24 protein-coding genes are annotated in these 26433 nt (G+C 67.7%); 15 read left to right on the forward strand and 9 right to left on the reverse strand.

Annotation, left to right across the window (positions count from 1 at the left end):
* Positions 1-10: 10 nt before the first annotated feature.
* From F3I62_RS01410 to F3I62_RS01420, 3 genes are all read right to left on the reverse strand, one after another.
* Positions 11-1231, reverse strand: a complete 1221-nt coding sequence (locus tag F3I62_RS01410) for a type II secretion system F family protein (RefSeq protein WP_160487906.1) — start codon at positions 1229-1231, stop codon at positions 11-13.
* 2 nt (positions 1232-1233) lie between these two features.
* Positions 1234-2955, reverse strand: coding sequence for a type II secretion system ATPase GspE (gene gspE / locus F3I62_RS01415; RefSeq protein WP_160487907.1), 1722 nt, complete (start codon positions 2953-2955; stop codon positions 1234-1236).
* A gap of 317 nt (positions 2956-3272) precedes the next feature.
* Positions 3273-4178, reverse strand: a complete 906-nt coding sequence (locus F3I62_RS01420; RefSeq protein ID WP_160487908.1) for a LysR substrate-binding domain-containing protein — start codon at positions 4176-4178, stop codon at positions 3273-3275.
* Positions 4179-4485: 307 nt separating this feature from the next.
* On the opposite strand from F3I62_RS01420, the gene F3I62_RS01425 reads away from it, so the two are divergent.
* Positions 4486-5910, forward strand: coding sequence for an aspartate ammonia-lyase (locus F3I62_RS01425; RefSeq protein ID WP_160487909.1), 1425 nt, complete (start codon positions 4486-4488; stop codon positions 5908-5910).
* A gap of 257 nt (positions 5911-6167) precedes the next feature.
* On the opposite strand, the gene F3I62_RS01430 is transcribed toward F3I62_RS01425, so the two are convergent.
* Complete coding sequence (locus F3I62_RS01430) at positions 6168-6980, reverse strand: helix-turn-helix transcriptional regulator (RefSeq protein ID WP_160487910.1); 813 nt, start codon at positions 6978-6980, stop codon at positions 6168-6170.
* Between the two features lie 177 nt (positions 6981-7157).
* Between F3I62_RS01430 and F3I62_RS01435 the strand changes: the two genes are divergently transcribed.
* From F3I62_RS01435 to F3I62_RS01445, 3 genes are all read left to right on the forward strand, one after another.
* On the forward strand, positions 7158-8609 hold the full coding sequence (locus F3I62_RS01435; RefSeq protein WP_160487911.1) for a sodium:alanine symporter family protein: 1452 nt from the start codon (positions 7158-7160) through the stop codon (positions 8607-8609).
* A gap of 103 nt (positions 8610-8712) precedes the next feature.
* Positions 8713-9159 (forward strand): GNAT family N-acetyltransferase, encoded by a 447-nt coding sequence (locus F3I62_RS01440; protein ID WP_160487912.1) that lies wholly within the window; start codon positions 8713-8715, stop codon positions 9157-9159.
* A 4-nt stretch (positions 9160-9163) separates the two neighbouring features.
* Complete coding sequence (locus F3I62_RS01445) at positions 9164-10156, forward strand: asparaginase (RefSeq protein WP_160487913.1); 993 nt, start codon at positions 9164-9166, stop codon at positions 10154-10156.
* A 100-nt stretch (positions 10157-10256) separates the two neighbouring features.
* On the opposite strand, the gene glsB is transcribed toward F3I62_RS01445, so the two are convergent.
* Positions 10257-11180: a glutaminase B gene (glsB, locus tag F3I62_RS01450; protein WP_160487914.1), complete on the reverse strand. Its 924-nt coding sequence runs from the start codon at positions 11178-11180 to the stop codon at positions 10257-10259.
* A gap of 136 nt (positions 11181-11316) precedes the next feature.
* On the opposite strand from glsB, the gene F3I62_RS01455 reads away from it, so the two are divergent.
* The 5 genes from F3I62_RS01455 to F3I62_RS01475 all read left to right on the forward strand — a co-directional run bounded on the left by F3I62_RS01455 (position 11317) and on the right by F3I62_RS01475 (position 16205).
* Positions 11317-12312, forward strand: coding sequence for an AraC family transcriptional regulator (locus F3I62_RS01455; protein ID WP_160487915.1), 996 nt, complete (start codon positions 11317-11319; stop codon positions 12310-12312).
* Between the two features lie 224 nt (positions 12313-12536).
* The gene (locus tag F3I62_RS01460) at positions 12537-13568 is read left to right on the forward strand and encodes a histone deacetylase family protein (RefSeq protein WP_160487916.1); all 1032 of its coding nucleotides are present in this window, start codon (positions 12537-12539) and stop codon (positions 13566-13568) included.
* 24 nt (positions 13569-13592) lie between these two features.
* Positions 13593-14705, forward strand: a complete 1113-nt coding sequence (locus tag F3I62_RS01465; RefSeq protein ID WP_160487917.1) for a polyamine ABC transporter substrate-binding protein — start codon at positions 13593-13595, stop codon at positions 14703-14705.
* A 116-nt stretch (positions 14706-14821) separates the two neighbouring features.
* Positions 14822-15628, forward strand: coding sequence for an alpha/beta fold hydrolase (locus F3I62_RS01470; RefSeq protein WP_160487918.1), 807 nt, complete (start codon positions 14822-14824; stop codon positions 15626-15628).
* A 361-nt stretch (positions 15629-15989) separates the two neighbouring features.
* Complete coding sequence (locus tag F3I62_RS01475; RefSeq protein WP_160487919.1) at positions 15990-16205, forward strand: DUF1127 domain-containing protein; 216 nt, start codon at positions 15990-15992, stop codon at positions 16203-16205.
* 74 nt (positions 16206-16279) lie between these two features.
* On the opposite strand, the gene F3I62_RS01480 is transcribed toward F3I62_RS01475, so the two are convergent.
* The 4 genes from F3I62_RS01480 to F3I62_RS01495 are packed head-to-tail and all read right to left on the reverse strand — an operon-like array spanning position 16280 to position 20808.
* The gene (locus F3I62_RS01480; protein ID WP_160487920.1) at positions 16280-16582 is read right to left on the reverse strand and encodes a P-II family nitrogen regulator; all 303 of its coding nucleotides are present in this window, start codon (positions 16580-16582) and stop codon (positions 16280-16282) included.
* Position 16583: 1 nt separating this feature from the next.
* Positions 16584-17543 (reverse strand): sodium-dependent bicarbonate transport family permease, encoded by a 960-nt coding sequence (locus F3I62_RS01485; RefSeq protein WP_160487921.1) that lies wholly within the window; start codon positions 17541-17543, stop codon positions 16584-16586.
* 29 nt (positions 17544-17572) lie between these two features.
* The gene (gene oadA / locus F3I62_RS01490; RefSeq protein ID WP_160487922.1) at positions 17573-19381 is read right to left on the reverse strand and encodes a sodium-extruding oxaloacetate decarboxylase subunit alpha; all 1809 of its coding nucleotides are present in this window, start codon (positions 19379-19381) and stop codon (positions 17573-17575) included.
* A gap of 11 nt (positions 19382-19392) precedes the next feature.
* Complete coding sequence (locus F3I62_RS01495; RefSeq protein WP_160487923.1) at positions 19393-20808, reverse strand: acetyl-CoA carboxylase biotin carboxylase subunit; 1416 nt, start codon at positions 20806-20808, stop codon at positions 19393-19395.
* A 188-nt stretch (positions 20809-20996) separates the two neighbouring features.
* Between F3I62_RS01495 and F3I62_RS01500 the strand changes: the two genes are divergently transcribed.
* The 6 genes from F3I62_RS01500 to F3I62_RS01525 all read left to right on the forward strand — a co-directional run bounded on the left by F3I62_RS01500 (position 20997) and on the right by F3I62_RS01525 (position 26375).
* On the forward strand, positions 20997-21974 hold the full coding sequence (locus F3I62_RS01500) for a LysR family transcriptional regulator (RefSeq protein ID WP_160487924.1): 978 nt from the start codon (positions 20997-20999) through the stop codon (positions 21972-21974).
* A gap of 73 nt (positions 21975-22047) precedes the next feature.
* The gene (locus F3I62_RS01505) at positions 22048-22728 is read left to right on the forward strand and encodes a GntR family transcriptional regulator (RefSeq protein WP_160487925.1); all 681 of its coding nucleotides are present in this window, start codon (positions 22048-22050) and stop codon (positions 22726-22728) included.
* Positions 22729-22857: 129 nt separating this feature from the next.
* A complete protein-coding gene (locus F3I62_RS01510; RefSeq protein ID WP_160487926.1) occupies positions 22858-23796 on the forward strand; it encodes a 4-hydroxyproline epimerase in 939 nt (312 codons plus the stop codon).
* Positions 23793-24905: an FAD-dependent oxidoreductase gene (locus tag F3I62_RS01515; RefSeq protein WP_160487927.1), complete on the forward strand. Its 1113-nt coding sequence runs from the start codon at positions 23793-23795 to the stop codon at positions 24903-24905. Before F3I62_RS01510 ends, F3I62_RS01515 begins: the two co-directional genes overlap by 4 nt.
* Positions 24898-25131 (forward strand): 2Fe-2S iron-sulfur cluster-binding protein, encoded by a 234-nt coding sequence (locus F3I62_RS01520; RefSeq protein ID WP_160487928.1) that lies wholly within the window; start codon positions 24898-24900, stop codon positions 25129-25131. The genes F3I62_RS01515 and F3I62_RS01520 overlap by 8 nt, the downstream gene beginning before the upstream one ends.
* Entirely contained in the window at positions 25131-26375 is a 1245-nt protein-coding gene (locus tag F3I62_RS01525; protein WP_160487929.1) for an FAD/NAD(P)-binding oxidoreductase, read from the forward strand. The genes F3I62_RS01520 and F3I62_RS01525 overlap by 1 nt, the downstream gene beginning before the upstream one ends.
* Positions 26376-26433: the final 58 nt, after the last annotated feature.

Raw genomic sequence — 26433 nt, forward strand, 5'->3', positions numbered from 1 at the left:
TTCTCCCGGATCAAATCGGTATTTCGGTAATGCTCATGATGGCCACCAACACCGAAAGGATGATGCCGGCGATCAGCAGGCCGAGACCGACAATCAATGCCGGCTCCAGCACCGCCAATAGCCGCTGGATGGAGACCTCGACCTCGCGGTCGTAGGTGTCCGCGACTTTCAGCAGCATCTCGTCGAGATGCCCGGTTTCCTCGCCCACCTGGATCATTTGCAACGCCAGCACCGGAAACACCCCGGCCGCCAGCAGCGGCGCCGCCAGTTGGCGCCCCTGTTTCAGGCTCTCGGTGGCAATGCCGACCTGCTCCACCATCAACTGGTTGCTCAGGGTCTGGCGGGCGATGCTCAGCGCCTGCAGCAGTGCCACCCCGCCCGTCAACAGGGTGCCCATGCTGCGGGCGAAGCGTGCGGTTTCGATGCGCTGGCGCAGCGCGCCGAACAACGGCAGGCGCAGCATCAGGCGATCCCACTGCAGACGGTAAGCCGGCTGCTTGAGCAGCCGCCGCCACAGCCAGACCGCAGCGATCACGGCCAGCACCATCCAGCCCGCGGCGCTGCGCAACAGTTCGGCCACGCCGATGACGATCTGGGTCGACAACGGCAGCGCCGCGCCCATGTCGTCGAACAGCTGGCGGAACTGCGGAATCACATAGGTGAGGATCACCAACAGCGAACTCACCGACACCAGCAGCAGAATCACCGGGTAGATCAGTGCCGACACCAGGCGGTCGCGCAGCGACTTGCTGCGCTCCAGGTAATAGGCCAGGTTGGCCAGGCCTGCGGCCAGGTCGCCGCCCACTTCCGACGCCTGCACCATGCTGATATAGAAGCCGGAAAACAGCTCCGGGCGTTCGCCAAGAATGCGCGACAGGCTGACCCCGCGGCGCACCCCTTCCTGAATCGGCGTGATCAGTTGTTGCGCCAGCGGATCGACACTGACCCGCAGCATGATTTCCAGCGAGCGATCCAGCGGCACGCCTGATTGCAGCAGCGAGGCCAGGTGCTGGGTGAACAGGATCACCAGCTTCTTGCTCCGCGAATGCCGCAGCAGGTCGTTGAAGTCGAAATGCAGCCAGCTCTGCCAGCCAGGCTTGGTGCCGATTTCGAGCGCAATCAAGCCACGCGCACGCAACTGCTCAAGCACCGCCTGCTCGTCGGCGACCTCCAGCTGGCCCTGCTGGATCTCGCCGTTGTCGGCTACCGCGCGGTAGTAGAAGAGTGGCACGTTCAATCCTCCTGCGTGACGCGCAGCACTTCTTCGATGTTGGTGGTACCGTCCAGCGCTTTCAGGCAACCGTCCTCGTACATGCTCAACATGCCTTCCTCACGCGCCACCTGACGCAGCGCACCGGCGTCGGCATGCTTGAGGATCAGGCTGCGGATGGCATCGCTCATGGTCAGCACTTCGATGATGGCGATGCGGCCGTGGTAGCCGGTGCCATTGCAGGCACTGCAGCCCTTGGCCCGGTAGAGCGTGACCGGGCGCCCGCCGGCCAGACGATCCAGATGCAACTCGCGGAGCATTTCCGGCAACGGCTGGTAGGGCTCGCGGCACTCGGTGCAGAGCATGCGCACCAGACGCTGGGCCAGCACGGCATTCAGGGTCGACGTCAGCAGGTAGTCCTCCACGCCCATCTCCAGCAGGCGGGTGATGCTGCTCGGCGCGTCGTTGGTGTGCAGGGTGGACAGCACCAGGTGGCCGGTCAGCGCCGACTGGATGCAGATGCGCGCGGTTTCCAGATCGCGCATCTCGCCGACCATGATCACGTCCGGGTCCTGGCGCACGATGGAACGCAGGGCGCTGGCGAAGGTCAGGCCGATGCTCGGCTTGACCTGGATCTGGTTGACCCCCTCGAGCTGGTACTCGACCGGGTCTTCCACGGTGATCAGCTTGCTCTCGCTGGTATTCAGGCTGTTCAGCGCGGTGTACAGGGTGGTGGTCTTGCCGCTGCCGGTGGGCCCGGTGACCAGCAGCACGCCATGGGGAATCTTCAGCACGCTGTGCAGGCGCGCCAGCGGCTGTGCGCTGAAGCCCAGGGCGGTGAAGTCGAGTACCACGTTCTCGCGGTTGAGCAGGCGCAACACCACGCTTTCGCCGTGCATGGTCGGCACCGTGGACACGCGGATGTCGAGGTCGCTGCCCTGCACGCGCATCTCGATGCGGCCGTCCTGGGGCAGACGCCGCTCGGCGATGTTCAGCCGCGCCATCAGCTTGACCCGCGAGATCACCGCCGGTGACAGCTGCACCGGCGGCGCCTCGGTTTCATGCAGTACGCCGTCGATGCGGTAGCGCACCTTGAGGCGGCTCTCGAACGGCTCGATGTGGATGTCCGAGGCGCGCAGCTCCACCGCGCGCTGGATGATCAGGTTGACCAGGCGGATCACCGGCGCCTCGCTGGCGCGGTCGCGCAGCTGCTCGACGTCGGCCACCTCGTCCTGCTCGTTGCTCTCGACCCGCGCCAGGATGCCGCCCATCTGGCTCTGGCCCTGGCCGTGCATGCGTTCGATGGCGGCGTCGATCTCCGAGCCGAGGGCCACCCGCGGGCTGATCCGGCAGCCGCTGGCCAGGCGCAGGGCGGCCAGAACGAAGGCATCCTGTGGGTCGGCCATGGCCACCCGCAGCTCGCCGTCGACCAGTTCCAGCGGCAGCGCGCGGCATTCCTTGAGGAAGCGGAAGGACAGGCGCTCGGCCAGCAGCGGCTCGCCGGGGAAGTCTTCGCCGGCGATCAGCGGCAGGTCGAGCAGTTGCGCCAGCTGGGTGGCGATGTCGCGCTCGGAGACCAGGCCCAGGCGGTTGAGCAGGTTGACCAGCGAACCGGCCTCGGGCTGCGCCGCCTGCATGCGCAGCACGCGCTTGTGGTCGGCCTCCGACAGGCAGCCGGACTTGACCAGCGCCAACCCCAGATCCACCGGCTCGGGATCGGGCTCAATGCGTTCCGCGGCAACCATGGTGCCAATCCTGTCAGCATGCCCTAAAGCGCACGGGATCCCTGTGACAGGTACATGTCGCATCCATCCGCTTCGATTCCAGACCTTGCCACCCGGCGTTGCGCGCGAAGATCTGGCGAGGCGCACGCAACGTCACGGCCACAGCCAGCGGCTGGGCAAGCTGCGAACGGGTACACGCGGCGGGGGATGCTCCTGACGGCCTGAACAGGGCTCACCGGCGGGCCGGATTCGCAACTTGTTTCACTATAGACGCTGGTCTGCGGGGCGTTGTTTCAGCGCTGATACAAACGGATCGACGGCAGCTCCGCGACAACCGCTCAGGCCTGGCCGACGCCCGCCCCCAGCTTGCGCCAGAGCAGGCGCACCATCGCCTTGCGCGACAGTTCGCAGCGGTACAGGCGGATCTCCAGCGGCACCTGCCAGTGCTCGCCGCCGCAGATGACCAGCTCGCCGCGGGCCAGTTCGGCGGTCACCGACAGGCGCGGCACCCAGGCCACGCCCAGGCCCTGCATGGCCATGCTCTTCAGGCTGTCGGCCATCGCCGTTTCGTACACCGTGCTGGAACGCAGGGCGCGCTGGCGCAGCAGCAGGTTGACCGAGCGACCGAGGAAGGCCCCGGCACTGTAGGCCAGCAACGGCACGCTGTGCCCGCTGTCGAGGTCGAACAGCGGTGCGCCGTGTTCGTCCACCGCGCACACCGGCAGCATCGAGGTGGCGCCCAGGTGCAGCGAGGGGAAGATCTCCGGCGCCAGTTGCAGTACCGCGTCCGGGTCGTAGTAGGCGAGGATCAGGTCGCAGGCGCCTTCGCGCAGGGCATGCACCGCCTCGCCGACGTTGCTCGCCACCAGCCGGGTATTCAGCGGCAGGCCTTCGCGGCGCAGGCGGGCGATCCACTCGGGGAAGAAGCCCAGGGTCAGCGAGTGCGCCGCGGCGATCTGCAGCACCTCGCCCTGCTGGCCCTCGAGGTTGTGCAGGTGGCGCACCACCTCGCCGAGTTGCTCGACCATGCTGCGCGCGGTGACCAGGAACAGCTGGCCGGACTCGGTCAGTTCCACCGGGGTGCGCGAGCGGTTGACCAGGGTCAGGCCCAGTACCGCCTCCAGGCTACGGATGCGCCGGCTGAAGGCCGGCTGGGTGACGAAGCGTTTTTCCGCCGCCTGGGAAAAGCTGCGGGTGGCGGCCAGGGCGACGAAGTCCTCCAGCCATTTGGTTTCCAGATTCATCGCATTTCCCTTGTGCTTGCCGGCGGGCGGCCTGCGTAGGGTGGATGACGCTCTGCTCATCCACCGTGTTCACCCCAGGTGGATGGATAAAGCGTCATCCACCCTACGCTTGGTTCGGCATATGAGTCCCGTGATGGGCGCGCCAAGCGTTTGAAATTATGCACGCGCGACATTCATGGTGAGTCACTGCGACATTATGCCGTTTGTGCATACCATAGCGGTTAACAGCATTAGCCGACAAACGGACTCAGGCCTAGTCTATTGGGCATCGCGGCACTCGCCGTATCTACCAGAGATAAATCTCATCATGTCCGCTGCTGCATCCACCCGCGTCGAAAAAGACCTGCTCGGTAAACTGGAAGTTCCGGCCGATGCCTATTACGGCATCCAGACCCTGCGCGCCGTGCAGAATTTTCGTCTCTCCGGTGTACCGCTGTCGCACTACCCGAAACTGGTGATCGCCCTGGCCATGGTCAAGCAGGCCGCCGCCGACGCCAACCGCGAGCTGGGCCACCTGTCCGCCGCCAAGCACACCGCGATCAGCACCGCCTGTGCGCGCATCATCCAGGGCGAGTTCCACGAGCAGTTCGTGGTCGACATGATCCAGGGCGGCGCCGGCACCTCGACCAACATGAACGCCAACGAGGTGATCGCCAACATCGCCCTGGAAGCCATGGGCCACGAGAAGGGCGAGTACCAGTACCTGCACCCGAACAACGACGTGAACATGGCGCAGTCGACCAACGACGCCTACCCCACCGCCATCCGCGTCGGCCTGCTGCTCGGCCACGACTTCCTGCTCACCGCCCTGGACAAGCTGATCCAGTCCTTCGCTGCCAAGGGCCTGGAGTTCGGCCATATTCTCAAGATGGGCCGCACCCAGCTGCAGGACGCCGTGCCGATGACCCTCGGCCAGGAGTTCCGCGCCTTCGCCGTGACCCTCGGCGAAGACCTGCAACACCTGAAGATGCTCGCCCCGGCCCTGCTCACCGAAGTCAACCTGGGCGGCACCGCGATCGGCACCGGGATCAACGCCGACCCGGCCTACCAGCACCTGGCCGTCGAGCGCCTGGCGATCATCAGCGGCCACCCGGTCAAGCCGGCTGCCGACCTGATCGAAGCCACCTCGGACATGGGCGCCTTCGTGCTGTTCTCCGGCATGCTCAAGCGCACCGCGGTCAAGCTGTCGAAGATCTGCAACGACCTGCGCCTGCTCTCCAGCGGCCCGCGCACCGGGATCAACGAGATCAACCTGCCGGCGCGCCAGCCGGGCAGCTCGATCATGCCGGGCAAAGTCAATCCGGTGATTCCGGAAGCGGTCAACCAGGTGGCCTTCGAAGTGATCGGCAACGACCTGGCCCTGACCATCGCCGCCGAAGGTGGCCAGCTGCAGCTGAACGTGATGGAGCCGCTGATCGCCTACAAGATCCTCGACTCGATCCGCCTGCTGACCCGCTCCATGGACATGCTGCGCGAGCTGTGCATCGACGGCATCACCGCCAACGAAGCCCATTGCCGCCAGCTGATGGAGAACTCCATCGGCCTGGTCACCGCGCTGAATCCCTACATTGGCTACGAAAACGCCACCCGCATCGCCAAGGTCGCCCTGGAAAGCGGGCGCGGGGTGCTGGAGCTGGTGCGCGAGGAGAAGCTGCTGGACGATGCCACCCTGGCCGACATCCTCCGTCCGGAAAACATGATCGCCCCGCGCCTGGTGCCGCTCAAAGCCTGAACCGGCAGCGCGCTGTAGCGCGCACTGAACATCGACCGAGAGGCGCCCCCGCCTCTTTACCCTCAGGGATGGCTCCGGCCATCCCTTTTTTTGTCCGGGGGAAAGCTGCGGGGTCCTGATGACGTAGCCCGGATGCAATCCGGGGAAAACAGGCGGATCCTGATTGCGGATTACATCCGGGCTACGCGCGGCGCGGCGTAGGGTGCGCCGTGCGCACCTGGCCAGCCCGCACAGCGTCTCGGTGCATGCGCCCCCCCCTACTCGATCTCGAACAGGCCGTTCTTCAGCGGTTCCACCGTCAGACGCTGGCGGATGTCGGCATCGATGCGCGGGTCGTCCGGGCGGTACAGCATGATCTGCCGGTAGGCGTTGACCCGGTTGATCTCCGGTCCCAGAAATTCCCAGACCACCCGGGTGCAGGCCGGGTTGCGCCCGTCGCCGCTGGAAACCCCGGTCTTCAGGCCGTTGAGGCGGGTGATGCGGCTCTTGTAGCTGGGGATGAGGATGGTCTGGCTCATCTCGTTGACGGTCAGCGACTCGTAGTCCATCAGGAACAGCCGGTCCTGCAGGGCGAAGGCCGCGCCCAGGTAGCGGCAGCGCACCCAGTCCTCGGCCTCGCCGGCCCGCGTGCGCTCCTGGCGTTCCTGGCGCTCGAACAGGAAGGCGCCGCGTTCCTCGCGCAGGTGCACCAGCGACAGCAGGATGAAGCCCGGCACCGACATGCAGTTGGAGTATTCGAAGTAGTAGCCGCAGTAGCGCCGCAGGTCACCGCTGCTGTCGCGCAGCGGTTGCAGCAGCTCCAGCAGCGGGTCGCCTGCGCTGGCCTTGCCCGGCGCGGCGCCACGGGCGCCGATCAGGCGGGCGAACTGCTCGGCCGGCTGACCCAGCTCGTATTCCTCGACGCCGAAGAAGTCGCAGATGCGCTTGAGGTTGTAGGGCGTCGGGCGGCTCTGGCCATTGAGGTACTTGTTGAACTGGGCGCGATTGATCGCCAGCTTGCGGCAAACCTCGGCGATCGAGCGGTAGTGACTGCACAGCAGCTTGAGGTTGTCGCCGAGATGCTCAGCCATGGCGCCCCTCCTGATGATGAGATTGCTGATGAAGCGAGTGATGCGATTCTAGCATCAACTCGCGTCAATTCGCCGCGATCCGCGAAATTGCCTCGCCGCCCCCATTGGCCAACCATGCCGGGGCCGCACGGTGGCGCGGCCTCGCCCATCCAGAACAACAAGAGAGACAACCTCATCATGCTCGATCTTCTTAACGACCTGCTCTGGAGCAAGGTCCTCATCGTCGCCCTGGTCGGTCTCGGCCTGTACTTCTCGATTCGCTCGCGTTTCGTCCAATTCCGTTACTTCGGCGACATGTTCAGCATCTTCGCCGAAGCCTTCCAGCGCCAGCCGGGCCAGCTCAGCTCGTTCCAGGCGCTGATGCTCTCCGTGGCCGGCCGCGTCGGCGCCGGCAACATCGCCGGTGTGGCGGTGGCGATCATGCTCGGCGGCCCGGGCGCCGTGTTCTGGATGTGGCTGGTTGCCCTGCTCGGCATGGCCACCAGCTATTTCGAATGCTCCCTGGCGCAGCTGTACAAGCGCCGCGAGGCCGACGGCACCTACCGTGGCGGCCCGGCCTTCTACATCCTGCATGGCCTGGGTCAGCGCTGGCTGGCGGTGATCTTCTCGATCCTGCTGCTGGTGACCTTCGGCTTCGGCTTCAACGCCGTGCAGTCCTACACCGTGGCCACCTCGCTGCACGACACCTTCGGCGTGCCCACCTGGGCCAGCGGCCTGGCCCTGGTCGGGGTGATCGCTCTGATCATCTTCGGCGGCATCAAGCGCATCGCCAGCATGGCTGACGTGCTGGTGCCGATCATGGCCTTCTCCTACATCGGCATGGCGCTGGTGGTGATCGGCATGAACGTCAGCGAAGTGCCGGCGGTGCTGAGCCTGATCGTCAAGAGCGCCTTCGGCCTGGAGCCGGCCTTCGCCGGTGGTATCGGCGCGGCCATCCTGATGGGGGTGAAGCGCGGCCTGTTCTCCAACGAAGCGGGCCTGGGCAGTGCACCGAACGTCGCCGCCGTGGCCGAGGTCAAGCACCCGGCCGCCCAGGGTATCGTGCAGTCGCTCAGCGTGTTCATCGACACCATCCTGGTGTGCACCAGCACCGCGCTGATCATCCTGCTCTCGGGCGTGTACCAGCCGGGCAGCGAGATGGCCGGTGTCGTGCTGACCCAGACCGCGCTGGCCGCCGAAGTCGGCGAGTGGGGCCGCATCTTCGTCAGCACCGCCCTGCTGCTCTTCGTCTTCACCACCCTGGTGTACAACTACTACCTGGGTGAGAACGCCCTGGGCTTCTTCAGCAGCAAGCGCGCCCTGTTGCAGGTCTATCGCGTGCTGGTGATCGCCCTGGTGCTGTGGGGCTCGATGCAGGACCTGTCCACCGTGTTCGGCTTCGCCGACGTGACCATGGGCCTGCTGGCACTGGTCAACCTGGCGGCGCTGTTCCTGCTGTTCAAGACTGGCCTGCGCCTGATGCGCGACTACGACAGCCAGCGCAAGGCTGGCGTGCAGTCGCCGGTGTTCGATGCGAAGGCCTATGCCGACCTCGACCTGGACCCAGCCGCCTGGCCGAGCAAGGCCCGGGGTGAAGGCGAAGCCGCTGGCGACCGCGCCGAGATCGGCCACAACGTCTACCAGCGCTGAGTCAGCGCACTCAGGGAAGAGGGGGCTTAGGCCCCCTTTTTCTTGCCCAATCGCCGCCGTTTCGCCGTTACACTCGGGCGAAACCTCGTGCAAGGAGCCGCCGATGTCTCTGCAAATCCGCCCCGTTACCGCCGCCGATCACGCCGCCTGGCTGCCGCTGTGGCAGGGTTACCAGCGCTTCTACCAGGCCGAGATCCCGGCCGCAGTCAGTGCCGTGACCTGGCAGCGCTTTCTCGACCCCAGCGAGCCGATGCATGCCGCGCTGGCCTGGCAGGACGGCGTGGCCATCGGCCTGGTGCACTGGATCTTCCACCGCTCCTGCTGGACGGTCGGCGACTACTGCTACCTGCAGGACCTGTTCGTCGCCGACGGCGTGCGCGGCGGCGGCATCGGCCGCGCGCTGATCGAGCAGGTGTACGCCGCGGCCCAGGCCGCCGGCGCCAGTCGGGTGCACTGGCTGACCCAGGAAGACAACGCCCAGGCGCGCCAACTCTACGACCGGATCGCCAGCCGCTCCGGCTTTATCCAATACCGTCAGTTGTTTGGTTGACCCCATGAATCCGACCCAGAAGCTGCTGGTGCTGTATACCGGCGGCACCATCGGCATGCAGATGAGCGCCGCCGGGCTGGCCCCGGCCTCCGGCTTCGAGGCCCGCCTGCGCGCCGAACAGAACGCCCACCCCGAACGTCCCGTGCCGGCCTGGCAGTTCGCCGAGCTGCTGCCGCCGCTGGACAGCGCCAACATGACCCGGGCCAACTGGCTGGCCATGCGCGACGCCATCGTCACCGCCGTCGACAGCCAGGGCTGCGATGCCGTGCTGCTGCTGCACGGCACCGACACCCTGGCCTATAGCGCGGCGGCCCTGAGCTTCCTGCTGCTCGGCCTCGACGTGCCCGTGGTGCTGACCGGCTCCATGCAACCGGCCGGCGTGCCCGGCAGCGATGCCTGGCCGAACCTGTTCGGCGCCCTGGCCCTGCTCGCCGAAGGCGTGGCGCCCGGCGTGCACCTGTATTTCGACGGCCAGCTGCTGCACGGCGCCCGCGCCAGCAAGCTGAAGAGCGAGGCCTTCGATGCCTTCCAGGACACCCGCCGGCCGCGCCACGGCGAGCGCCTCGACGCATTGCCGAGCGCCCTGCACTACCGCCAGCTGCGCCGTGAAGTGGCGCTGGCCGTGCAGCCGCTGTTCCCCGGCCTGAGCGCCACGCAACTGCGTGCGGTGCTGGCCAGCGGCGCCGAGGCGCTGCTGCTGGAATGCTATGGCAGCGGCACCGGGCCATCGGACAACCCGCAGATTCTCGCCGCCCTGCGCGAGGCCCATGAACGCGGCGTGGTGCTGGCGGCGATCAGCCAGTGCGCCCAGGGCCATGTCGAGTTCGGCGTGTATGCCGCCGGCAGCGCCCTGGCGCAGACCGGCCTGGTCAGCGGCGGCGGCATGAGCCGCGAGGCGGCGCTGGGCAAGCTGTTCAGCCTGCTCGGCGCGGGCCTGCCGCAGGCCGAGGTGGAACGCCTGTTCGCCCTCGACCTGTGTGGCGAGCTGGCCGAGTAGGCCGCCCGGCGGGCAGGCATTCCCGTGGGAGCGGCTTTAGTCGCGATGCTCTTCAGGTTAACGGCATCGCGGCTAAAGCCGCTCCCACAAAAGCCAGCTGCTATGCATTCAGCGGTGAGAACACCGACCAGCCGATCCGTTCGCTGAGCAGCTCCAGCGCCGCCATGCCGGCCAGGGAGTTGCCGGCGGCGTTCAGTTCCGGCGACCACACGCACAGGGTGAAGCGCCCCGGCACCACCGCGACGATGCCGCCGCCGACCCCGCTCTTGCCCGGCAGTCCGACCCGGTAGGCGAAGTTGCCGGCCTCGTCGTACAGCCCGCTGGTGGCCATGATGGCATTGACCTGCTGGGTCTGCCGCGGCGTCAGCAGCTGTTCGCCGCTGTGCGGGCACAGCCCCTGGTTGGCCAGGAAGCCAAAGGCGCGGGCCAGGTCGACGCAGCTCATGGCCAGCGCGCAGTGGTGGAAGTAGCTGCGCAGCACCGTCTCGACATCGTTGTGGAAGTTGCCGAAGGCCTGCATCAGGTAGGCCGCGGCGGCGTTGCGCGCGCGGTGCTGGTACTCCGAGTCGGCGACCTTGCCATCGGAGTTCAGCTGCGGGTTGCCCGCCAGGCGCCGGACGAAGTCGCGCATGGACAGCGCCGGGGCGGCGAAGCGCGACTGGTTGATGTCGCAGATCACCAGGGCGCCGGCGTTGATGAACGGGTTGCGCGGCCGGCCTCGCTCGAACTCCAGCTGCACCAGGGAATTGAACGGCTGGCCGGACGGCTCGTGGCCGAGGCGCAGCCAGATGTCCTCGCCGCAGTGCTGGATCGCCTGCACCAGGCTGAACACCTTGGAGATGCTCTGGATGGAGAACGGCGTATCGGCCGCGCCGGCGCGGTACAGGCTGCCATCGACGCCGTACACGGCGATGCCCAGCTGGTTGGCCGGCACCTCGGCCAGGGCCGGAATGTAGTCGGCGACCTTGCCCCGGCCCAGCAGCGGGCGGACCTGATCCAGAATCTCGTTCAACACCGCTTGCATGGCCTGCCTCCGCCTATCCACGAGGCCAAATAGACGCCCGGCGCACGCCGGCCATCACAGTTGGCGGAGACCACCCGCCGCCTGCCGGGGCATGCTTCTTGCGTCGAAATTGGCCTCATCCACTGGCGGTGTCGCCATGCTGCATTCCCATCTCACCACCCTGCACAGCGTCGCCCTGATCCTGCAGATCCTCGGCGACCACCCCGGCGTCAGCGCCGAAGACCTGCTGGCCGGCAGCGGCATTCGCCTGGCCGACCTGCAGCACCCGGATATCCGCATCAGCACCGCCCAGGAAATGCGCGTGTGCGCCAATGCCCAGGCGCACTGCCAGGAGCTCGGCCTGCTCATGGGCCGGCGCATGCACGTTTCCTCCTACGGCTCGCTCGGTTACACCCTGCTGGCCAGCGCTACCCTGGGTGACGCCCTGCGGCTGGCCCTGGAGTACCCGGCGCTGCTCGGCACCTACTTCGAGCTGAGCCTGGTGGACGACGGCGACAGCGTCTGGATGCAGGCCGACGGCTACCGCGACCAGGCCGACCTGCAAACCTTCAACGTGGAATTCTGCCTGGCCTCGCTCAAGCTGATCTGCGACGACCTGCTCGGCCAGCCGCTGCCCCTGATCGGTGCGCAGTTCCGCCATGCCGCCCCCGCCTACCAGGCGCAGTACGCCGACAGCTTCGCCTGCCCGCTGCAGTTCGATGCCGCGCGCAACGCCTTCGGCTTCTCCCGCACCTGGCTGGAGCGGCGCCTGCCCCTGGCCAACCCGGTGACCGCGCGCGACATGCGCGAACAGTGCCGCCAGCTCAACGCCACCTTCGTCAGCCGGCAGGCCCTGGTCATGCGCTGCCGCCAGCTGCTCGCCGCCCAGCTGCAGGCGCCGCCTGGGCTGGAGGGCCTGGCGGCGCAGCTGCACTGCTCGCCGCGCAGCCTGCGCCGGCACCTGCACGATGCCGGCAGCAGCTACCAGAACCTGCTCGACGAGTTGCGCTACGCCCGCGCCCGCCAGCTGCTGGAGCAGCAGGAACTGCCCATCCACCAGATCGCCGAGGCCATGGGCTACAGCGAAACCGCCAGTTTCCGCCACGCCTTCCAGCGCTGGAGCGGGGTGCCGCCGAGTCGCTTCCGCGCCTGAACACCTGGAGGACAACGCCTGCGTAGGGTGCGCCGCGCGCACCATGAAGCCTATGCGGCCCTGTCGGTGCGCACAGCGCACCCTACGCCAGCGTGAACAGCCTGGAACCCAGCGGGGCACAACAAATTGGCCACATCTATCCCCTTGTGGCCGCTCCGGTCGTTTTCTCCCGGCCACGGCACTGCCAACAATGGCGCCAGATGCATTGCCAGGAGAACAACAAGATGCTGACCCTCTACAGTGACGACCACCGCCTGCACCACGGCCGCTGCGAGCTGATCGACGGCGAGCTGAAGCCCTGCTTCGAGATGCCCTCGCGCGCCGACCATGTGCTGCAACGGGTCAAGGAGCGCAACCTGGGCGAAGTGCGCGGCCCCAGCGACTTCGGCATGGCGCCGATCGAGCGCATCCACGGCGCCGACTACCTGACCTTCCTCGAAGGCGCCTGGGCGCGCTGGGCCGCCGAGGGCAACCCCAACGGCGACCTGCTGCCCTTCACCTGGCCGGCGCGCACCCTGCGCCACAAGCTGCCGGACAGCCTGCACGGCCAGCTCGGCTACTACAGCTTCGACGGCGGCGCGCCGATCACCGCCGGCACCTGGCAGGCCGTGTACAGCTCGGCCCAGGTCGCCCTGACCGCCCAGCAGCAGATCAGCCAGGGCGCCCACAGCGCCTTCGCCCTGTGCCGGCCGCCGGGCCACCACGCCGCGGCCGACCTGATGGGCGGCTACTGCTACCTGAACAACGCCGCCATCGCCGCCCAGGCCTGCCTCGACCAGGGCGCCCTGCGGGTGGCCATCCTGGATGTCGACTACCACCACGGCAACGGCACCCAGTCGATCTTCTATGCGCGCAACGACGTGCTGGTGACCTCGATCCACGGCGACCCGAGCTTCGAGTTCCCGTTCTTCCTCGGCTATGCCGACGAGGTTGGCGAAGGCGCCGGGCGCGGCTTCAACCTCAACCTGCCGCTGCCCGCCGGCAGCGCCTGGGACGTCTGGGGTGCGGCGCTGGAGCAAGCCTGCCGGCGCATTGCCGCCTACGCCCCGGACGTGGTGCTGGTATCGCTCGGCGTCGACACCTTCAAGGACGACCCGATCTCCCAGTTCAAGCTCGACAGCCCGGACTACCTGCGCATGGGCCAGCGCATCGCCGCCCTCGGCAAACCGACCCTGTTCGTCATGGAGGGTGGTTACGCGGTGGCGGAAATCGGCATCAACGCCGTCAACGTACTCGAAGGTTTCCAGGGCGCCTGAAGCGCCCCGCATGAGGAGCACACGATGAACAAACTCCACCAGCTGATCGCTACCACCCTGTGCGGCGCCACCCTGCTGGCCGGCGCGACCCAGGCCCAGGCCGCGGACCAGCAGCGCGAGCTGCGCGTATACAACTGGGCCGACTACATGCTGCCGGCGGTGCCCAAGGACTTCCAGAAGAACAGCGGCATCCAGCTGACCTGGGACGTGTTCGACACCAACGAATCGCTGGAGGCCAAGCTGCTCACCGGCAACTCCGGCTACGACCTGGTGGTGCCGACCAACACCTTCCTCGACACCCAGATCAAGGCCGGCGTGTTCCAGAAACTGGACAAGAGCAAGCTGCCCAACTGGCAGCACCTCGACCCGGGCCTGCTCGAGCTGATGACCGCCAACGACCCCGGCAACCAGTACGCCGTGCCCTACATGTACGGCACCGTGCTGATCGGCTTCAACCCGGCCAAGGTCAAGGCCGTGCTCGGCGAGGATGCGCCGGTGGACAGCTGGGACCTGATCTTCAAGGAAGAGAACATCAGCAAGCTCAAGCAGTGCGGCGTGGCCATGCTCGACTCGCCCGGCGACATCCTGCCGATCGCCCTGCACTACCTGGGCCTGGACCCGAACAGCGCCAAGCCCGAGGACTACACCAAGGCCGGCGAGCTGATGCTGAAGATCCGCCCCTACGTCGCCTACTTCCACTCGGCCAAGTACATGACCGATATCGCCAACGGCGACATCTGCGTGGCCATCGGCTACTCGGGCAGCTTCTACCAGTTCGCCAACCGCGCCAAGGAAGCCGGCAACGGCGTGGTGGTCGACTGGCGCCTGCCCAAAGAGGGCGCGCCGCTGTGGTACGACTCCTTTGCCATTCCGAAAAGCGCGAAGAACGTCGCCGAAGCCCACGAGTTCCTCAACAACCTGCTCGAACCGAAAGTGGTGGCGCCGATCTCCGACTTCCTCGGCTACCCCAACCCGAACCGGGACGCCATGCCGCTGGTCGGCACCGAGATCCGCGACAACCCCAACCTGACCCCGACCGCCGAGGCGCAGAAGACCCTCTACGTGCTGCAACCGCTGCCGCAGAAGATCGAGCGCGTGCGCACCCGCACCTGGAGCAAGATCAAGACCGGCAGCTGAGCCCCGGCCGACCCGGCGCCGACCGCCTGGCCGGTGCAGGGGCGGCGGTATGGACAAGGCGGCAGGCAGCTGCTTAGTTTCAGGAACCGCCCGTCTCGTCCGCACCGGAGGTTGCCATGCCCGCGCCCAGCCCCTTCTACCGGGAAGCCGGCGCCGGCCCGGCGGTGGTCTGCCTGCACGCCAATGCCAGCAGCGCCGCGCAGTGGCGCCCACTGCAGGAGAGCCTGGCGGAGCGCTTCCACGTGCTCGCCGCCGACTCCTACGGCGCCGGCAAGAGCCCGCCCTGGCCGGGTGAGCGGCAGATGACCCTGAGCGACGAGGTCGCCCTGCTGGAGCCGGTGTTCCAGCGCGCCGGCGACGCCTTCGCCCTGGTCGGCCACTCCTATGGCGCCGCCCTCGCCCTGCGCACCGCCCTCAGCCGGCCGCAGCGAGTACGCGCCCTGGTGCTGTACGAGCCGACCCTGTTCAACCTGCTGGATGCCGAACGCCCGGCGCCAAACGCGGCCGACGGCATCCGCGCCACCGTGGCCCGGGCCGTCGCCAGCCTGGCCGCCGGTGATCCGGACGCCGCCGCCGAATGCTTCATCGACTACTGGATGGGCCCGGGCACCTGGGCGGCCACCGCCGCCAGCCGGCGCGGGCCGATCCTCGCCTCGATCGTCAATGTGCGCGGCTGGGCCGACGCCCTGTTTGGCGAACCGACCAGCCTGGATGCCTGGCGGCAGTTGCAGGTGCCGGTGCTCTACCTGGTCGGCGGGCAGTCGCCGGCCTCGGCCCGCGAGGTCGCCCGCCTGCTCGCCGGCGCGCTGCCCCAGGCGCAACGGGTGGAGTTCGCCGAGCTCGGGCACATGGGCCCGATCACCCACCCAGAGCGGGTCAACCCGCTGATCGCCGACTTCCTCCAGCGCCACTGCGGCGCCTGACGCGCGCTCAGGCGCCGCCGATGCACGGCCCCAGCAGCGGCCAGCCGCGACGGCCGCAAAGAGCATGATCCGGTCAATAACAGATCACCGATTATTCGGCCCTTAAAACAACTGTACCGCCACGAATCTGCCGCCAGGCGCATCCGCAGTAGTGGAAAGTCTCGCCATGGTGTCTGCAACCTGACTTTTCACGGATGACCAGTACAGTTGCCGACAAAAAAGCAGAACAGTTACCAAGCTGGCTAACAAATAGCCCCGCAATTGACCGCAGCTGTGCCTACAAAATCGACCGTTTAGTCAGGAAAATACTTCTACAGACGAACACACTCTCACCCCGCCACAAGCGGAAGGAAGCACCACCATGGAACGTACCCTCAGTTCCGACTCGCTCTTTCAAGACAGCTCCAGCAACGCCCGCGGCAGCCTGCCGCTGCAGGTCATCGCCACCCTGTTGCTGTGGAAACGCCGCATCATCAGCCGCCACCAGCTGGCCCGCCTGGACGAACGCCTGCTGGCCGACGCCGGCATCAGCCTGTACGAACGCCAGCTCGAGGTCAGCAAGCCGTTCTGGCGCTGAGTTCGCTCGATAGGAACAAGGGGAGCACTGGCTCCCCTTTTTCTTGCTCATGTGAGCCGCACCGCAACGGCTTACTAGAACTTATCCGGACGCAGCACCTGCACTTCGGATAGATAGCAAACCATTGCAAAGTTGGCGTAATAGCTACGCTGCAGGTGCTCGGCGATGCGCTCGGCCAGCTCGCGCGCACAGATCACCTCCAGGCGGATGTTGCCTTCGGTGTCCCAGCCGGCACTGCGCACGCCGCGGCCGCCTCGGCCACGGGCGTCGGAGACGGTCCAACCGGGTGCACCGAGCGTTTCCAGGTCCGCCAGCAGTTTCTTTTCCAGCGCCGCCTCGCCGATAACGGTGAGCAAGGTGCGAGTGTGTGCGTTCATCTCAGAGCCCCCAGGCGATCAGCTGTTCGGCCAGTGCCAGATAGAGCGGTATGCCGACCAGGATGTTGAACGGGAAGGTAATGCCCAGCGAAGCCGTCAGCGACAGCGAGGGGTTGGCCTCGGGCAGCGCCAGGCGCAGAGCGGCCGGCACGGCGATGTAGGACGCCGAGGCCGCCAGGGTGGCAAGCATCGCCGTGCCGCCCAGGCTCAGGTCCATGCCCCGCGCCAGCAGCGCGCCAATCAGCGCACCGAGCAGCGGCATGAGCAGGGCGAAGGTCGCCAGGCGCAGGCCGAACTGCTTCAGCGCACCCAGCTGGCCGGAAGCGATCAGCCCCATCTCCAGCAGGAAGAACGCCAGCACCGGCTTGAACATGCTGGTGTACAAGGGCTCCAGCGGCTTGATCGCCTCCTTGCCGGCGATGGCACCGATCAGCAGGCCGCCGAGCAGCAGCATGATGCTCTTGCCGAGGAAGATCTCGCGGCCCAGTTCGCGCCACTGGGTATTGCGACTGATGCCCTTGGCCAGGACGATGCCGACCAGAATCGCCGGAATCTCCAGGATCGCCACGAACAGCGGCATATAGCTCTCGAAGTGGATCTCGCGCGACACCAGGTAAGCCACCACCACGGCGAAGGTACCCGCGCTCACCGAACCATAATGCGCGGCCACCGCCGCGGCATTGACCCGGTCGAAGCGCAGCCCGCGCAACAGGGCGAAGGCCAGCAACGGCAAACCGACACCCAGCGCCAACACCTGGGCCACCTGCCCCAGCAACTGCAGGCTGGCCTGCTCGGCCAGCTCCACGCCACCGTGCAGGCCGATGGCCAGGAGCAGGATGATCGACAGCGTCTCGTACAACGCCGCCGGCAACTTGAGCTCACTCTTCAACAGTCCCGCGACCAGACCGAAGACGAAGAACAGCACTACCGGATCCACTCCACACCCCCTTCTTGCAGACAAAAAAAGGGGCACTTACGTGCCCCTGGGACTCAACCTTCGATCTCCACCAGTACTTCACCGGGGGTCACCCGGTCGCCCTTGGCCACGTGGATGGCCTTGACGGTACCCGCGATCGGCGCCTGCACCTCGGTTTCCATCTTCATCGCCTCGGTGATCAGCACGGCCTGACCGGCTTTCACCTGGTCGCCCTCCTTGACCAGCACCTCGACGATATTGCCCGGCATGGTGGTGCTGACATCGCCCGGGGCGCTGGCGCTCTTGCGCTTGCTGCCGCCGCCGCCGACGAACTGGTTGAGCGGCTCGAACACCACCTCCTCCGGCATGCCGTCGATGGACAGGTAGAAGTGGCGCTTGCCGTCGCCCTTCACGCCGACGCCGGTGATGTCCACCCGGTAACTCTCGCCGTGCACGTCGATGACAAACTCGGTCGGCACACCTTCGCCACCGACCGGGGCCACGCCGCCGGCCTCGGGAATCGGCAGCAGCACTTCCGGGGTCAGGGTGCCGGCGGCGCGTTCTTCGAGGAACTTGCGCCCGATGTCGGGGAACATCGCGTAGGTCAGCACGTCTTCCTCGGACTTGGCCAGGGCGCCGATTTCCTCGCGCAGCTTGGCCAGCTCCGGCTTGATCAGGTCGGCCGGGCGCACGTCGATCACGTCCTCGCTGCCGATGGCCTGGAAGCGCAGGTGTTCGTTGATCTTGCCCGGCGCCTTGCCGTAGCGGCCCTGCAGGTACAGCTTCACTTCGTTGGTGATGGTCTTGTAGCGCTCGCCGGCCAGCACGTTGAACACCGCCTGGGTGCCGACGATCTGCGAGGTCGGGGTGACCAGCGGCGGGAAACCGAGGTCTTCGCGCACCCGTGGGATCTCGGCGAACACTTCGTTGATGCGGTGCAGCGCGCCCTGCTCCTTCAGCTGGTTGGCCAGGTTGGACATCATCCCGCCCGGCACCTGGTTGACCTGCACGCGGGTGTCCACGGCGGTGAACTCGCTCTCGAACTGGTGGTACTTCTTGCGCACGGCGTAGAAGTACAGGCCGATTTCCTGCAGCAGGGCCAGGTCCAGGCCGGTGTCGTACTCGCTGCCCTTGAGCGCGGCGACCATCGACTCGGTGCCCGGGTGGCTGGTGCCCCAGGCGAAGCTGGAGATGGCGGTGTCGATATGGTCGGCGCCGGCCTCGATCGCCTTGAGCTGGCACATGGCGCCCAGGCCGGCGGTATCGTGGCTGTGCACGAACACCGGCAGGTCGATCTCGGCCTTCAGCGCCTTGACCAGTTCGGCCGCGGCGTAGGGAGTCAGCAGCCCGGCCATGTCCTTGATCGCGATGGAGTCGATGCCCATGGCCTGCATGGCCTTGGCCTGCTCGACGTAGGCAGCCACGGTGTGCACCGGGCTGGTGGTGTAGCTCAGGGTGCCCTGGGCATGCTTGCCGGCGGCCTTCACCGCCTCGATGGCCACGCGCAGGTTACGCACGTCGTTCATCGCGTCGAAGATGCGGAACACGTCGATGCCGTTGACCGCCGCCTTGGCCACGAAGGCGCGCACCACGTCGTCGCTGTAGTGGCGGTAGCCGAGCAGGTTCTGCCCGCGCAGGAGCATCTGCAGGCGGGTGTTGGGCAGCGCGGCCTTGAGCTTGCGCAGGCGCTCCCAGGGGTCTTCCTTGAGGAAGCGCACGCAGGCGTCGAAGGTCGCGCCGCCCCAGACTTCCAGGGACCAGTAGCCGACCTGGTCGAGCTTGTCGCAGATCGGCAGCATGTCTTCGGTGCGCATCCGCGTGGCGATGATCGACTGGTGGGCGTCGCGCAGGATGGTGTCGGTAACGGTGATCTTTTTAGTCATGGCTCAATTCCTCACAGGCCGGCGTGGGCGGCGATGGCGGCAGCGATGGCCAGGGCCAGCTCGTCCGGTTTGCGCTTGATCGAATAGTTGGTCAGTTCCGGGTGGGCTTCGACGAAGCTGGTGTTGAACTGGCCGCTGCGAAACTCCGGGTTGCGCAGAATTTCCTGATAGTAGGCGGCGGTGGTCTTCACCCCCTGCAGGCGCATGTCGTCCAGGGCGCGCAGGCCGCGGTCCATCGCCTCTTCCCAGGTCAGTGCCCAGACGATCAGCTTCAGGCACATGGAATCGTAGTAGGGCGGAATGGTGTAGCCGGTGTAGATCGCCGTGTCGGTGCGCACACCGGGGCCGCCGGGGGCGTAGTAGCGGGTGATCTTGCCGAAGCTGGGCAGGAAATTGTTCTTCGGGTCCTCGGCGTTGATGCGGAACTGCAGGGCGAAGCCGCGGTACTGGATGTCTTCCTGCTTGACCGACAGTTCCAGGCCGGAGGCGATGCGGATCTGCTCGCGGACGATGTCGATGCCGGTGATTTCCTCGGTGATGGTGTGTTCCACCTGCACCCGGGTGTTCATCTCCATGAAGTACACCTCGCCCTCGGCGAGCAGGAACTCCACGGTGCCGGCGTTCTCGTAGCCCACCGCCTTGGCCGCGCGCACGGCCAGGTCGCCGATATAGGCGCGCTGCTCGGGGGTCAGCTGCGGGCTGGGGGCGATCTCGATGAGCTTCTGGTTACGGCGCTGGATCGAGCAGTCGCGCTCGTACAGGTGCACGGTGTTGCCGAAGCTGTCGGCGAGGATCTGTGCCTCGATGTGCTTGGGGTTGACGATGCACTTCTCGAGGAACACCTCGGCGCGGCCGAAGGCCTTGGTCGCCTCGGAGATCACCCGCGGGTAGGCCTGCTCCAGCTCGTCGCGGCTGTTGCAGCGGCGGATGCCGCGGCCGCCGCCGCCGTTGGTGGCCTTGAGCATCACCGGGTAGCCGATGCGGTCGCCTTCGCGCAGGGCCTCGGCAAGGTCGGCGACGTTGCCCTCGGTGCCCGGGGTGCAGGGCACGCCGGCGGCGATCATGCTGCGCCGCGCCTCGGTCTTGTCGCCCATGCGGCGAATGACCTCTGCGCTGGGGCCGATAAATTTGATCCCGCGCTCGGCGCAGATCTCGGCCAGCTCGGCATTCTCCGAGAGGAAGCCATAGCCGGGGTGCAGGGCGTCGCAGCCGGTTTCCACGGCCAGGTTCACCAGCTTGCGCGGGTTGAGGTAGCCGGCCAGCGGGTCGTCGCCGATGCTGTGGGCCTCGTCGGCGCGCTTGACGTGCAACGCCATGCGATCCGCCTCGGAGTAGACGGCCACCGAGCGGATGCCCATCTCGGCGCAAGCGCGCACGATACGGACGGCAATCTCGCCGCGGTTGGCGATGAGGATCTTCTTGATCACGAGCCTGGTTCCTCGATCACGTGAACAAACGGCCGCAGCAGGGCGGTCGACGGGTGACCGCAGGGCGTGTAGCGGTCTTGCATTTACCCTACGCCGCCGCGGTGATTAACCAAAATCAATATTTGTTGGGTTAGTCATTAGCAAAGACTTATAGTTGAGCACATCAACCCTTTCGGCGAGTCTTCATAATGCGTAAGTCATTGATGCGCATGACCTTTCGTCAGCTGCAGATTTTTCGCGCGGTGTGCGAAAGCCGCTCCTACAGCCGCGCCGCGGAAGAAATGGCCCTCACCCAGCCGGCCGTGAGCCTGCAGATTCGCCAGCTGGAAGAGCTGATCGACCAGCCGCTGTTCGACTACGTGGCCAAGAAGCTCTACCTGACCCCCGCCGCCGAGGCGCTGCTGAAGGCCAGCGAGGACATCTTCGGCCGCCTGGAGAGCCTCGACATGCAGCTCTCCGACCTGCAGGGCTCGCTGCAGGGCCAGCTCAGCCTGGCGGTGGAGTCCAGCGCCAAGTACCTGGTGCCGCACCTGTTCGCCGCCTTCCGCGCCCAGCACCCGGAAGTCAGCCTGCAACTGGTGGTGGTCAACCATGCCCTGGCGGTCAGGCGCCTGTCGGCGAGCCGCGACGACCTGCTGATCATGTCCCAGGTGCCCAGCGAGCTGGCGCTGGATTTCTTCCCGTTCTTCAACAATCCGATCGTCGCCGTGGCGCCGCCGACGCACCCGCTGTGCTCGCTGGAACGCCTGCGCCTGAGCGATCTTTGCGGCTTCCCGCTGCTGGTGCGCGAAGTCGGTTCGGGCACGCGCAAGGCCTGCGAGGAATACTGCCACCAGAAGCGCGCGCACTTCGCCCAGGTCATCGAGATCGGCTCCAGCGAATCCCAGGTCGAAGCGGTGATCGCCGGCCTCGGCCTGGCCCTGCTGCCGCGCCACGCGGTGCGCCTGGAGCTGGCCGCCGGGCTGCTGCGCGAGCTGCCGGTGGAGGAGCTGCCACTGCTGCGCAGCTGGTGCGTGGTGCACGGCCGCGGCAAGCGCCTGTCGCCGGTGGCCCAGGCCTTCCTCGACTTCATCCGCGCCGAGCGGCTGCAGATCAACCAACTGGCCGAACGCTTCAACCAGCCCGGCCCGGCGCCCGCCGGCCAGCGCAACGAAGACGAGCGGTAGCCGCCGCGCTAACCGAAGCCAAGAGAACTTCGTATATTATATTCGCAAGACCTCAGCCATCAGGTATCGCCCCGTGCCTCTACCCACCTTCAGTGCGCCCAATCTGGGTCTCGCACCATCGGCTTCGGAAACCATCGCCAAGCACCTGCGCGAGGCGATCATCTCGGGGCACTTCGCCGAGGACGAGCCGATTCGCCAGGATGACATCGCGCGGCTGTTCAACGTCAGCAAGATCCCCGTGCGCGAGGCGCTCAAGCGCCTGGAAGCCGAAGGTCTGGTGCTGTTCCAACGCAACAAGGGCGCGGTGGTCACGCGCATCTCGGAACCCGAGCTGGCGCAGATGTTCGAGGTGCGCGTGCTGCTCGAGGTGCAGGCCATCCGCCTGGCCGTGCCGAACATGACCGAGGCCACCTTCACCCAGGCGGAAAGCATCTGCCAGGCGTTCCTCGGCGAGCTGGACGTTGGCCGCTGGGCCGAACTGAACTGGCAACTGCATACCTGCCTGTACGAGCCGGCCCAGCGGCCGTTCCTGGTCAGCCTGATCCGCTCCATCCACGACAAGCTGGAGCGTTACCTGCGCATGCAGATGAGCCTGTCGGAAGGCAAGGAGCGCGCCGACCACGAGCACCGCGACATCATCGCGGCGTGCCGCGCCGGGGATGCCGACCTCGCCGCGCAACTGATCGAGGCGCACATCAACGGCGTCTGCCAGACCCTCTACGCCCAGCTGCCCGGGTACAAGCAGACCACCTGAACCGGGCGTTCGCGGCGGCACCCGCCACTGTGCCGATTTCGTCAGAGGGCCGGCCGAAATCCATCAAGCCGGGCGGGGCCGCGCAGGGTCACCCTTGCAGGCACCTTCCCTGCCCGTGGGGCCTGCCCAATGCAACGTATCCGCGTCCTCGACTCGCACACCGGCGGTGAACCGACCCGCCTGGTCCTCGACGGCTTCCCCGATCTGGGCCATGGCAGCATGGCCGAGCGCCGCCAGCTGCTGGCCGAGCGCTTCGACCAGTGGCGCACCGCCAGCGTGCTGGAACCACGCGGCAGCGATGTGCTGGTCGGCGCCCTGCTGTGCGAACCGGTCGCGCCGAGCGCCTGTGCCGGAGTGATCTTCTTCAACAACAGCGGCTACCTCGGCATGTGCGGCCACGGCACCATCGGCCTGGTGGCGTCCCTGGCCCACCTCGGGCGCATCGGCCCGGGCGTGCACCGGATCGAGACGCCGGTCGGCACGGTCGAGGCGACCCTGCACGAGGACCGTTCGGTCAGCGTGCGCAACGTCCCCGCCTATCGCCTGCACAAGGACCTGAGCCTGGAGGTGCCGGGCTATGGCCCGGTCCGCGGCGATGTCGCCTGGGGCGGCAACTGGTTCTTCCTGATCGCCGAACACGGCCTGCGGGTTGCCGGCGACAACCTCGACGCGCTCATGGCCTATAGCTGCGCGGTGCAGCAGGCCCTGGAACAACAGGGCATCCGCGGCGACGACGGCGGCCTGATCGACCATGTCGAGCTGTTCGCCAGCGATGAGCAGGCCGACAGCCGCAGCTACGTGCTGTGCCCGGGCAAGGCCTACGACCGCTCCCCCTGCGGCACCGGCACCAGCGCCAAGCTTGCCTGCCTGGCGGCCGACGGCAAGCTGCAGCCGGGGCAAGTCTGGCGCCAGGCCAGTGTGATCGGCAGCCAGTTCGAAGCCAGCTTCCAGTGGGCGGCCGATCCCGCGCAGATCATCCCGACCATTCGCGGCCGCGCCTACCTCAGCGCCGAAGCCGACCTGCTGATCGAGGAAGAGGATCCGTTCGCCTGGGGCATTCGCCTGTGAGCGATCCGCGCAGCGCCGACATCATCGTCATCGGTGCCGGCATCGTCGGTGCCGCCTGCGCCCATGAGCTGGCCCGCCGCGGCCTGCGCGTGCTGGTGCTGGACGCCGGCCTGCGCGCCGCCACGGCCGCCGGCATGGGCCACCTGATCGTGCTGGACGACAACCCGGCGGAACTGGCGCTCAGCCAGTACTCGGTGCAGCGCTGGCGCGACTGGGCCCGCGCGATGCCCGAGGACTGCGCCTACCGGCAGAACGGCACCCTGTGGCTGGCCGCCAATGCCGAGGAAATGGCCGTGGCCGAAGCCAAGTTCGGCGTCCTGCGCGAGCACGGCCTGGCCTGCGAGCTGCTCGGCGCCCGGGCCCTGGCCGACTGCGAACCCGAGCTGCGCGCCGGCCTGCATGGCGGCCTCAAGGTCACCGGCGACGGCATCCTGTATGCCCCCAACGCCGCCCGCTGGCTGCTGCAACAGGCCAATATCAGCCTGCGCCCGGCCCAGGTGGTGGAAGTCGCGGGCAACCGCGTGCGCCTGGCCGACGGCCAGTGGCTGGCTGCCGACGCCGTCATCCTGGCCAACGGCGTGCACGCCACCGGCCTGTGCCCGGAGCTGCCGATCGAGCCGAAGAAGGGCCACCTGCTGATCACCGACCGCTACCCCGGCCTGATCAGCCATACCCTGGTCGAGCTGGGCTACGTTACCAGCGCGCACAACAGCAGCGGCCCCTCGACCGCCGCCAATATCCAGCCGCGCCCGACCGGCCAGCTGTTCATCGGCGCCTCGCGGCAGTTCGGTACCAGCGACCCCGAGGTCGAGCCCTGGATGCTGGCCAAGATGCTGCAGCGCGCCGTCGACTACATGCCGGGCCTGGCCCGGCTCAACGGCATCCGCAGCTGGACTGGCTTCCGCGCGGCCAGCCCGGACGGCCTGCCCCTGCTCGGCGAACACCCGCACCAGCCCGGCCTGTGGCTGGCCGTCGGCCACGAAGGGCTCGGCGTCACCACCGCCCCCGGCAGCGCCGACCTGCTGGTCGCGCAGCTGTTCGGCGAACAGCCGCCGCTGCCCGTCGCCCCCTATCTGCCCCAGCGCTTTCTCGGAGACGCGCATGCCTGAACTCAGTCTCGACGGCCGCCCGCTGCGCGTGGCCGAAGGCACCACGGTAGCCGCCGCCCTGGCGCTCGGCGCCGACGGCTGCAGCCGCACCTCGGTCAGCGGCCAGCGCCGCGCGCCCTTCTGCGGCATGGGCATCTGCCAGGAATGCCGGGTGAGCATCGACGGCCAGCGCCGCCTGGCCTGCCAGACGCTGTGCCGCGACGGCATGCAGGTGGAGACGCACTGATGCATGTCGACCTGCTGATCATCGGCGCCGGACCCGCCGGCATGGCCGCGGCCCTGGCCGCCGCCCCCAGCGGCGCGCGCATCGCCGTACTCGACGACAACCCGGCCGCCGGCGGGCAAATCTGGCGCGACAGCCCGCAGGCGCAGCTGCCGCCGCTGGCCCGCCAGTACCGTCAGCGCCTGGCTGCCCAGGCCAATATCGAGCTGCTGCCGGGCTGCCGCGTGGTCGCCCTGGCCGGCCCCCAGGCGCTGCTGGTCGAAGACCCGGAGCAGGGCCGGGTCATCCACTACCAGAAACTGATCCTGTGCACCGGCGCCCGCGAGCTGCTGCTGCCCTTCCCCGGCTGGACCCTGCCCGGCGTCACCGGCGCCGGCGGCCTGCAGGCGCTGATCAAGGGCGGCCTGCCGGTGGCGGGGGAACGCATCGTCATCGCCGGCAGCGGCCCGCTGCTGCTGGCCAGCGCCGCCACCGCCAGGCACAACGGCGCCCGGGTGCTGCACATCGCCGAGCAAGCCAGCTGGTCCGCCGTGGCCGGCTTTGCCGCGCAACTGCCGCGCTGGCCGCACAAGTTGCTGCAGTCGTTCGGCCTGTTCCACCCCGGCTACCGGGCGGGCAGCCACGTGGTCGAGGCGCTCGGCGACGAGCGCCTGGAGGCGGTGCGCCTGAGCATCGGCGGGCGACTCCGGGAAGTCGCCTGCGAGCGCCTGGCCTGCGGCTTCGGCCTGGTTCCCAACCTGCAGCTGGGCCAGGCCCTGGGCTGCCGCATCGACGAGGGCGCCATCGCCGTCGACGCCTGGCAGTCCACCAGCCTGGCCGGGGTCTACGCCGCCGGCGAGAGCACCGGCTTCGGCGGCAGCGAGAAGGCCCTGGCCGAAGGCGCCATCGCCGGCCACGCGGCGGTAGGCGAACACCAGGCGGCGCAGCGCCTGTGGTCGCAGCGGGCGCGCTGGCACGGCTTCGCCCGCGCACTGCACGGCGCCTTCGCCCTCGGCGATGAGGTGAAACAGCTGGCCCGGCCGGACACCCTGGTCTGTCGCTGCGAGGATGTCAGCTACGCAAGCCTCAGCCAGCAGCAGGACTGGGGCCGCGCCAAGCTGAGCAGCCGCTGCGGCATGGGCGCCTGCCAGGGCCGGGTGTGCGGTGCGGCCACCCAGGTGCTGTTCGGCTGGCCGGCACCGGCGCCGCGCCCGCCCTTCAGCCCGGCGCGCATCGACACCCTGCTGCAGCTGCAGCAGCCCGACTGAAGCGCCGCCCGGCCCGCGCCGCGGGCCGGGCGTCTACCAATCCGGCGGACGGCACCTT

This window comes from Pseudomonas sp. R-28-1W-6 (assembly GCF_009799925.1).
Taxonomy (GTDB): Bacteria; Pseudomonadota; Gammaproteobacteria; order Pseudomonadales; family Pseudomonadaceae; genus Aquipseudomonas.